Origin of the sequence: Comamonas sp. 23 (assembly GCF_049601575.1) — a bacterium.
Classification (GTDB): domain Bacteria; phylum Pseudomonadota; class Gammaproteobacteria; order Burkholderiales; family Burkholderiaceae_C; genus Comamonas; species Comamonas squillarum.
In genome coordinates this window covers 4,971,048-4,980,442 of record NZ_CP187127.1, presented here as the reverse complement: position 1 = coordinate 4,980,442, position 9,395 = coordinate 4,971,048, and the positions used below count along the sequence as shown (strand labels likewise).

Sequence of the window (9,395 nt, the reverse complement as noted above, 5' to 3'; positions counted from 1 at the left end):
TGTTATCCCACGGAAAGATTCATCCCCCACGCTGTTGTTGTTGTGGATAAGGGGGAAGGTTGATCGGCTGCCTATTGTAGCTTGTGCAAAAGTTATCCACACAACGGACTGGTCTGCACAAACCCCATGCTCGGGTTTCCTCGATGGGCTGGCCGCAGACTCGGCAAAAGTCTGCGCATATTACAGAAAAAACCGAGGACAAAGCCAAGTAATTGCCAAGGACAGTAAACACTGCGATAATTTGCGGTTTCCCTGCATGTCAGGGCGAATTTTACGCGCGTGTCCCCTCGCGCTGGCAACAGACCTTGTGTCCTTGCCATGGGGGTGGACCGCACTATTTCACCGGTGTTGCGCTTGAGCAGGGCTTGAGCTTGGTTGCTTTTGTGTTCATTTTTGGATGCAAGCGGCCAACAAACCGGAACCAAGCCTCTCTAGGAATTGCATCATGAAACGTACTTACCAACCTTCCAAAGTTCGCCGCGCCCGTACCCACGGTTTCCTCGTCCGTATGAAGACCAAGGGTGGCCGCGCTGTTATCAACGCACGCCGCGCCAAGGGCCGCAAGCGTCTGGGCCTGTAAGGCTGACAGGGTGACGGGCACCTCTCGGGTGCCAGGTAGTGCACCAGTGGGTGACACTTATGCATCGCCTTAAGACTCGCCCTCAATTCCAAGCCGCCATGGCAGGCGGCACCATCGCCCGTACAGCGCACTTTGCGCTGCACAGGCTGGTGTTGTCTGCCGACGCCTCGGGCAGCGCTGCTGCCCCATCAGGGCCTGGTGATCCAGCTGTCAAGGCTGGGTCGCAGGCTCTTTTTGCGTTGGAGGCGACCTGGCTGGGTGCCATGGTGCCCAAGCGCTGGGCGCGCCGCGCGGTCACCCGCAACGCCATCAAGCGGCAGATCTATGCCGTCGCTGCCTTGCATGAGGCGCAGCTGCCAGCCGCCGCCCACGTGGTGCGCTTGCGCAGCACGTTCGACCGCAAGCAGTTCATCAGCCCCAGCTCCGACGTGCTCAAGCAGGCGGTGCGGGCCGAGCTGATGCAGCTGTTTGCCCGGGCGCACAAGAACAGCCAGCCGGCCAAAGCCGAGCGCAGCGAAGGCGCCAAGGTGCTTAGCGTATGATGCAACGCTTGCTCATGGGTTTGGTGCGCGGCTACAGGCTGCTGCTGAGCCCTTGGCTAGGTTCTGCCTGCCGGTTCGAGCCCACGTGCTCTGCCTATTCATTGCGGGCGCTGGAACAGCACGGTGCTGCCATGGGCAGCTATTTGACGGTGCGCCGCCTAGTGCGCTGCCATCCCTGGTGCGAGGGCGGCCACGATCCGGTCCCCGCGCATCCGCGCTGGTTCAGTCGTCTGGTGACTCCCGCCGATTCATCCTCTTCCCCCTCTGAGAAGTCTTCATGAACGATATTCGCCGCACCATCTTGTGGGTGATATTTGGTTTCTCCCTGGTCCTGCTCTGGGACAAGTGGCAAATCCACAATGGTCGCAAACCCACATTCTTCCCCACACCTGAGGTGACGGCCCAGGCGCCTGCAGATGCAGTCAGCACCGACAACGGTCTGCCCGCTGCCAGCGCCAGCCCTGCGGCGCCTGCGAACGCCAGCAACGTGCCCGGCACGGCTGCTGCGGATGCGGCAGCCCCTGCTGCTGCACGCGAGAAGCTGACCGTGGCGTCCGACCTGCTGCGCCTGACCTTTGACAGCGAAGGCGCATCCTTGGTGGGTGCCGAGTTGCTCAAGTACGCCGACCAGGACGACAAGACCAAGCCCGTGAAGCTGCTCGACGAGAGCGCCAACCGCGTCTACGTGGCCCAGACGGGTCTGATCGGTGGCAACTTCCCGACCCACAAGACCGCGATGACCCTCAAGCCCGGCCCGCGCGAGCTGGCCGAGGGCCAGAACGAGTTGAACGTGGTGTTCGAGTCGCCTGACCTGGGCGGCGTCAAGCTGGTCAAGACCTGGACGCTCAAGCGCGGCGACTACGCCATTGGCTTGAAGCAGGAAGTCGTCAACACCGGCTCGGCCGCGGTCAACCCCCAGCTGTACCTGCAGCTGACGCGCGACGGCAACAAGCCCGCTGGCGAATCCTCGTTCTACTCGACCTTTACCGGCCCGGCCGTCTACACCGAGGCCAAGAAGTACCACAAGGTCGACTTCAAGGACATCGAAAACGGCAAGACCGACAGCGTGGACAAGGCAGCGGACAACGGCTATGTGGCCATGGTGCAGCACTACTTTGCCAGCGCCTGGCTGCTGCCCCAGGGCACGCAGCGCGACATCTATGTGCGCAAGGCCGGCACCAACCTGTACTCGGTCGGCGAGATCACCCACCTGGGCGAGATCGCTCCCGGCCAGAGCAAGGCCATCGATGCGCGCCTCTTTGTGGGCCCGCAGATCGAAAAGACGCTCGAAGCCATCGCCCCTGGCCTGGAACTGGTCAAGGACTACGGCTGGGTGACGATTCTGGCCAAGCCGCTGTACTGGCTGCTCGACAAGCTGCACGGCTTCATCGGCAACTGGGGCTGGTCGATTGTGGCGCTGGTGCTGCTGCTCAAGATTGCGTTCTACTGGCTCAATGCCAAGGCTTACGCGTCGATGGCCAAGATGAAGGCGATCAACCCCCGCATCATGGAGATGCGTGAGCGCCTCAAGGACAAGCCCCAGCAGATGCAGCAGGAGATGATGCGCATCTACCGTGAAGAGAAGGTCAACCCCATGGGCGGTTGCTTCCCGATCGTGATCCAGATTCCCGTGTTCATCGCGCTGTACTGGGTGCTGCTGTCGTCGGTGGAAATCCGCAATGCGCCCTGGATCGGCTGGATCCATGACCTGTCGGTGCCCGATCCGTTCTTCATCCTTCCCGTGCTGATGACCCTGTCGTCGCTGCTGCAGACGGCGCTGAACCCCGCACCACCGGATCCGATGCAAGCCAAGATGATGTGGATCATGCCGCTGATGTTCAGCGTGATGTTCTTCTTCTTCCCGGCCGGTCTGGTGCTGTACTGGCTGACCAACAACGTGCTGTCGATTGCCCAGCAGTGGATCATCAATACCCGCATGGGTGTGCCACCGCAGTTCAATCTGCCAAAGTTCAAGTAGCCAGCATTTGTCAATGCAGGGATTGCCTAGGCGGGCATTCCCGGATACACCTCCCAAACGGTCGCATTAGCGACCGTTTTTTCGTTAGCATGAGTTGTTTGAAAATGTGTTCAACAAAATAGGGGTTCAGGTATGGCGAAAGTATCGGTTTTTCGACCTAGCGCGCTGGCGCTGGCGGTGTTGCTCTGTGCGGGCGCGGCCCAGGCAGCCACCTTGCGCTGGGCAGGTGCCAATGACATCCTGACCCTGGACCCCCACGCACAGAACCACCAGACCACCCATGCTTTCCTGCAGCAGGTCTATGAGCCGCTGGTGCGCTACGGCAAGGATTTCCAGCTGGAGCCCGCACTGGCGACCAAGTGGACCGAGGTGAGCCCCACCCAGTGGCGCTTTGAGCTGCGCAAGGGCGTCAAATTCCACGACGGCGCGCCCTTCACCGCCGATGACGTGGTGTTCTCGCTGACCCGCATCATGACCCCGCCATCGAACATGATGAGCGCCACCCAGAGCATCAAGGAAGTCAAGAAGGTCGATGACTTCACCGTCGATCTGATCCTCAAGGGCCCCAACCCCATCTTGCTGCGCGAGCTGACCGAGGCGCGCATCATGAACAAGGCCTGGGCCGAGAAGAACAACGCCGTCAAGACCCAGGACTACGCCGGCAAGGAAGAAAGCTACTCCAGCCGCAACACCAATGGCACCGGCTCCTTCGTGGCCGTCAGCTGGCAGCCCGATGTCAAGCTGACCCTGAAGAAGAACGCCGCCTGGTGGGACAAGCCCACCGGCAACGTCGACGAGATCGTCTTCACCCCCATCAAGTCGGCCGCCACCCGCACCGCTGCACTGATCTCCAACCAGGTCGACTTCATGGTCGACCCGCCGCCCCAGGACCAGGAGCGCATCAAGAAGACCGCTGAGTTGAAGCTGCTCGAGGGCACCGAGAACCGCACCATCTACCTGGGCCTGGACGTGTTCCGCGACGAGCTGCCAGGCGCTGGCACGCCGGGCAAGAACCCGATGAAGGATGTGCGCGTGCGCAAGGCCATGTACATGGCCATCGACACCGACGGCCTGCACAAGCGCACGATGCGCGGCATGTCGATCACCGCCGGCACGATGGTGGCGCCGATGGTGCATGGCTGGAGCAAGGAGCTCGAAGAGCGTGCTGCCAAGTACGACGTCGAAGGCGCCAAGAAGCTGCTGGCCGAAGCGGGTTACCCCAATGGCTTCAACCTCAAGCTCGAATGCCCGAACGACCGCTATGTGAACGACGAGGCGATCTGCCAGGCCGTCACCGCAATGTGGACCCGCATCGGCATCAAGACCAGCCTGCAGGCGACGCCGATGGCGCAGTTCGTGACCCGCGTAATGAACTCCGACCCGAACGCCTACCTGTTCGGCTGGGGCGTGGCGACCTTTGATGCGCTTTACTCGCTTGACGCGCTGATCCACAGCAAGGGCGCCGCGGGCGGCGGCGTCTACAACGGCGGCCGCATTGCCGACAAGGAGCTGGACGCCAAGATCGACGCGATGAAGACCGAGACCGACACGGCCAAGCGCGACGCCTTGATCAACGATGCCTTGAAGATGACCAAGGACAACTTCTACACGATCCCCGTGCACCACCAGATCTTCCCCTGGGCGATGCGCAAGGGCATCGAGACCGTCTACCGCGCCGATGCGCGCCCCATCCCCGCCTGGACTACGGTCAAGTAAGCGTCTCGCTGCACACTCCAACCACCCCAAAAGCCTGCGCCAGCAGGCTTTTTTCATGGGGCGGGGCTAAGTGCGGTGAACGAGGCCAATAGCCTGGAGTACATGGCGCCGGCCCGGTCGCCACGATAATGTGGGGCTTGCCCCACTCGCGCCAAAGACCTGCCCATGCTTGCCCGCCACCACGATCCGATTGTTGCCATTGCCACTGCCCCCGGGCGCGGAGCGGTGGGCATTGTGCGCGTATCGGGCAAGGCGATTGCGCCGCTGGTTGAGCGCCTCTGCGGCAAGGCTTTGAAGCCGCGCGAAGCCACCTACCTGCCCTTTAAAGCAGCAGATGGCCAGGCCATCGACCAGGGGCTGGCGCTGTACTTTCCCGCGCCGCACAGCTACACCGGTGAGGACGTGTTGGAGCTGCAGGCCCACGGCGGCCCGGTGGTGCTGCAGCTGCTGCTGGCGCGCTGCCTGGAAGCCGCGCAGGCGCAGGCTGACAGCGGCCGGCCGCTGCTGCCGGGCCTGCGTCTGGCCGAGCCGGGGGAGTTCACCGAGCGCGCGTTTCTGAACGACAAGATCGACCTGGCCCAGGCCGAGGCGATTGCCGATTTGATCGACGCCAGCACCGAGGCGGCCGCGCGCAGTGCCAGCCGCTCGCTGACCGGCGCCTTCTCGCAAGAGGTGCACCGCCTGCGCGATGCGCTGGTGCACCTGCGCATGCTGGTCGAGGCCACCCTGGATTTCCCCGAGGAGGAGATCGATTTTTTACAAAAAGCCGATGCCTATGGCCAGCTGGACCAGCTGCGCGCCACCGTGCAGGCTGTCATGCAGCGCACCCGCCAGGGCGCCTTGCTGCGCGAGGGCATCAAAGTGGTGATTGCCGGCCAGCCCAATGCCGGCAAAAGCTCCTTGCTCAATGCGCTCGCTGGCGCCGAGCTGGCCATCGTCACCCCCATTGCCGGCACTACGCGCGACAAGGTCACGCAAACCATCCAGATCGAAGGCGTGCCCCTGCATGTGATCGACACCGCCGGCCTGCGCGAGAGCAGTGACGAGGTCGAGCGCATCGGCATTGCCCGCGCATGGGAAGAAATCGCCGCCGCCGACGCGGTACTCTTCTTGCACGACCTGACCCGCATGGCCCAGGCCGACTATGCCCAGGCCGACCGCGAGATTGCCGCCACCTTGCAGCAGCAACTGCCTGCCACGGTGCCCGTGCTGCAGGTCTGGAACAAGGCCGACGCACTGACCCCCGATGAGGCGCACCGCCAAAGCGCCGAGGCCGCCGCCCAGTTCAGCACCCTGGCTGCTGCTGCCGCTGCAGGCGACCAGGCCCCGCTGGTGCTGTCGGCCAAAACCGGCGCGGGCCTGGACACCCTGCGCCAGCAGCTGCTGGCCATGGCCGGCTGGCAGCCTGCCGCCGAAGGCACCTACATCGCCCGCGCCCGCCATGTGCAGGCGCTGCAGCAGGTCGAAGAGCACCTGGACATCGCCCATGCCCAGCTGCATGTCGACAGCCCCGCCCTCGACCTGCTGGCCGAAGAGCTGCGCCTGGCCCAGCAATTACTCAATGCGATCACCGGCGAGTTCACATCGGATGATTTGCTGGGGGTGATTTTTTCGAGTTTTTGTATTGGCAAATAAGCCTTGCCGCGCGTTTAGCTTGCAGCGCTAGCGGCGCTGTCTGCAGCCACCCGAGGCAGCACCAGCACCGCCTCCAACCCACCCCCATCCGCGTCGCGCAGCAACAGCTCACCCCCATGGGCCTGCGCCACCGTCTGCGCGATCGACAGCCCCAGCCCCACGCCGCCGGATGCGGCATTGCGGGAGTGCTCCATGCGGTAGTAGGGCTTCAGCACCCGTTCGCGCTGTGCGGCAAGCTGGTGGTTGTCGACTCAGCGGACCAGCCTGCCGCCCAGGCTTAGCTGGGCATGCGGTAGGCCAGCACCTTGAGCGCCCGGTCAGGCGAGACATCGGCAAAGATGGCTGGGTTGGCCACCTGCTCGATGAACTCCAGCTCCGGCGCCAGCGCGGCCATCTGGTCTTGCAAAAAGGCCAGCGGCAGCTCGGGGGCGTTCAGGCAGAGCAGCGCAAAGCCGCCCGGCGCCAGCAGGTCGGGCAGGCGCTTGATCAGGCGCGCGTAATCCTTGGTGGCGACAAAGCTGCCCTTTTGGTAGCTGGGCGGGTCCATGATCACCAGCTGGTAAGGGCCGGTGCGGGTGATCTTGCCCCAGCTGCTGAAAATGTCATGGCCCCAGAACTGGCCACCGGCGAGCTGGTTGAGGCGGTGGTTCTGCTGGCCGCTGGCCAAGGCCGCCTTGCTCATGTCGATATTGACCACCTGGCCGGCGCCGGCCTGCAGCGCCGCCACCGAAAAGGCGCAGGTGTAGGCAAACAGGTTGAGCACGGTGCAGCGCTCGGGATCGGGCTGGCGCGCGATGAACTGGCGCACCCAGCGCCGGCCTTCGGCCATGTCCAGAAACAGGCCATGGTTTTGGCCGCGCAGCACATGCACCAGGTAGCGGGCATCGTCTTCCTGCACCGTATGGGGCTCGGGCAGGCTACCCTGGACCAGGCGGGTTTCGGCCGCGCCCAGCGCCCGGCATTGGTACACCCAGGTCAGCGGCTCGCCCGGGTAGAGCTGCTGCCAGCGCTGCTGCAGCGCATCGCCCACGCTTTGCAGCGCCTCGTCGGCCAGCGGTGCAAAGCTGGTCAGCACCACCGCCGGTGGGTACAGGTCCAGCGACAGGTGTTCGCAACCGGGAAACAGGCCGCCTCGCCCGTGGAAGAGGCGTTGGGCCTGCTGGCTCGCGGGCAGGGTGGCGATGGCCTCTAGTAATGCATGCATGGAATCTGAAAAACGTCTAGGAGAGAAGGTGGGAGGCGGCGTGCTTGGTCAGGAATTGTGGACTGGACGATACTTCTTACAAATTTTTGCCCAGCCGCCCAGCCATTGTGCAGCCACTCGGTTAGATTTATTGGATTAGGAATTTCGATAAATCACTGGTGGGCCCACCGCCAGGATTGCGGAGGAGGATTTCATGTTCAGTAGCGCCAATGACATCAAGCCCCTGGTGGCGGCCATCAACAACTGCCAGGACGAGGAAAGCATGATCAACCCGCTGACGGCTGCGCAGTGGGAGATTCTCGCGCCGTACCTGACGCAGACCCAGCTGGCCGCATCGCAGGTGCTGTTTCAGCAAGGCACGCAGGAGCGCACCTTGTTTTTCGTCGAAAGCGGCAGCCTCAGCGTGCATTTCGAGGACGAAAAGCAGCGCATTCGCCTGGCGATCGTCGGCGCGGGCTCCATTGTCGGCGAAGGCGCGTTCTTCTCGCACCAACCGCGCAATGCCACCGTGCAGGCCGTGGCTGGCTGCCGCCTCTGGGGGCTGTCTAGCATCCGCTTTACCGAGCTGTGCAACCGCCAGCCCACGGTGGCCGTCGCGCTGGCCATGGCGGCCGGATCGGTGCTGGCCAAGCGCCTGGGCAACCGCAAACGCCGCGTAGCCGCAACATAAAAGCTTGGCATTGGTCAAATCGCACGCGCTTTTCTGACAAGTGTATGCAATACTCCTTCCTACAATTACAAACGCCTGTTGCGCGATGAAACGGGTGACCATGTGAGCGTCGCGGACACCGCCCAGCACACCGCAGGTATACGGTGGGCACCAAGTCTGGCCGTCAAGGCTTGATGCTGACGGCGGAGCAACCACGTTGCAAGGCTTGTGTCTGGGGCACAAATTCTGATCAGGGTAGGGAGTGGCATGTCTATATTTGCCAAATGGTTCAGTCGACCAGAAAAAAAATCGGCCTTTGCGCCCCTGGGGCCGCAAACCATGTTTGCCGAGCCAATGGGTATGGGCCAGCACGATATGCTGGCCGCCCAGAGCCCCTTGGTGGCCGCCAGGCCCATGGCTGCGGCACCGCAGCACGACAGCGCCGCGCCGCGTCCCGGTGAGCGTTCGGCCCGCCGGGAGATGGTGTATTCGGCCGTGCGCGAATCGATGGTGCGCTCGGGCATTCTGTCGGCAGGTTACAAATTCAAGGTGCTGGCGCTGGACAAGCGCGCCACGCAGTTCATCGTGATGGTGGATCTGGCCCAGCAGTACTGCGCCTCGCCCGACAAGCTCACCCAGATCGAGGCCTTGATCGCCTACTCGGCCAAAACCCGTTTCGAGATTGTGATCACCTCGGTTTACTGGCGTCTCAATGCCCAGCTGGGTGTCGCCAGCACCAAGGCCCCCAGTGCGGTCACCGCGCCCCAGCCGGCCGTGGTGCCGGTGCCGCTGGGCATGGACCCGGTCGATGAAGCGGAGATTGCCGCCTTCAAGAAAGCCTTGCTCGAGGCGGCGCTGAACCCGGTGCCTGCGCTCGACGGCGCATCGCCCGCAAGCCGCGCTGCCACCAGTGCGGCGCCCCGGCCCGCGCCGATTGTTCCGCCCGCGCGCAGCGCCGCGCACAATGCCCAGATCGCTCGGGAGGCCGCGCAACGCGGCGGTGCGCCTGCGCCCACGGCAGACACCAGCTTTGGCGGCCTGAGCAATACCCAGTACGGCGACCTGCACTGAGCGCCTGCACCGCAGCGGCG

10 protein-coding genes are annotated in these 9,395 nt (G+C 63.5%); 8 read left to right on the top strand and 2 right to left on the bottom strand.

Annotated features, from left to right (window positions below; genetic code table 11):
• Nucleotides 1–445: 445 nt before the first annotated feature.
• The 6 genes from rpmH (at nt 446) to mnmE (ending at nt 6,451) form a co-directional block, all read left to right on the top strand.
• Nucleotides 446–580, top strand: a complete 135-nt coding sequence (gene rpmH / locus ACPEE1_RS22500; protein ID WP_084635723.1) for a 50S ribosomal protein L34 — start codon at nt 446–448, stop codon at nt 578–580.
• A gap of 59 nt (nt 581–639) precedes the next feature.
• Nucleotides 640–1,122: a ribonuclease P protein component gene (locus ACPEE1_RS22495; RefSeq protein ID WP_116925468.1), complete on the top strand. Its 483-nt coding sequence runs from the start codon at nt 640–642 to the stop codon at nt 1,120–1,122.
• Nucleotides 1,119–1,403, top strand: coding sequence for a membrane protein insertion efficiency factor YidD (gene yidD / locus ACPEE1_RS22490; RefSeq protein WP_423934897.1), 285 nt, complete (start codon nt 1,119–1,121; stop codon nt 1,401–1,403). Before ACPEE1_RS22495 ends, yidD begins: the two co-directional genes overlap by 4 nt.
• The gene (gene yidC, locus ACPEE1_RS22485) at nt 1,400–3,100 is read left to right on the top strand and encodes a membrane protein insertase YidC (RefSeq protein WP_116925469.1); all 1,701 of its coding nucleotides are present in this window, start codon (nt 1,400–1,402) and stop codon (nt 3,098–3,100) included. The genes yidD and yidC overlap by 4 nt, the downstream gene beginning before the upstream one ends.
• Nucleotides 3,101–3,232: 132 nt before the next feature.
• A complete protein-coding gene (locus ACPEE1_RS22480) occupies nt 3,233–4,816 on the top strand; it encodes an ABC transporter substrate-binding protein (protein ID WP_116925470.1) in 1,584 nt (527 codons plus the stop codon).
• A gap of 165 nt (nt 4,817–4,981) precedes the next feature.
• Nucleotides 4,982–6,451 (top strand): tRNA uridine-5-carboxymethylaminomethyl(34) synthesis GTPase MnmE, encoded by a 1,470-nt coding sequence (gene mnmE, locus ACPEE1_RS22475; RefSeq protein ID WP_423934896.1) that lies wholly within the window; start codon nt 4,982–4,984, stop codon nt 6,449–6,451.
• A 14-nt stretch (nt 6,452–6,465) separates the two neighbouring features.
• Here the strand turns inward: mnmE and ACPEE1_RS22470 are convergent, their stop codons facing one another.
• Complete coding sequence (locus ACPEE1_RS22470; protein ID WP_313900068.1) at nt 6,466–6,666, bottom strand: ATP-binding protein; 201 nt, start codon at nt 6,664–6,666, stop codon at nt 6,466–6,468.
• Nucleotides 6,667–6,728: 62 nt separating this feature from the next.
• Nucleotides 6,729–7,655 (bottom strand): class I SAM-dependent methyltransferase, encoded by a 927-nt coding sequence (locus tag ACPEE1_RS22465; protein ID WP_116925472.1) that lies wholly within the window; start codon nt 7,653–7,655, stop codon nt 6,729–6,731.
• Between the two features lie 193 nt (nt 7,656–7,848).
• Between ACPEE1_RS22465 and ACPEE1_RS22460 the strand changes: the two genes are divergently transcribed.
• Nucleotides 7,849–8,325, top strand: coding sequence for a Crp/Fnr family transcriptional regulator (locus ACPEE1_RS22460; RefSeq protein WP_116925473.1), 477 nt, complete (start codon nt 7,849–7,851; stop codon nt 8,323–8,325).
• 339 nt (nt 8,326–8,664) lie between these two features.
• Entirely contained in the window at nt 8,665–9,375 is a 711-nt protein-coding gene (locus tag ACPEE1_RS22455; RefSeq protein WP_423934895.1) for a hypothetical protein, read from the top strand.
• The last annotated feature ends 20 nt before the right edge of the window (nt 9,376–9,395 follow it).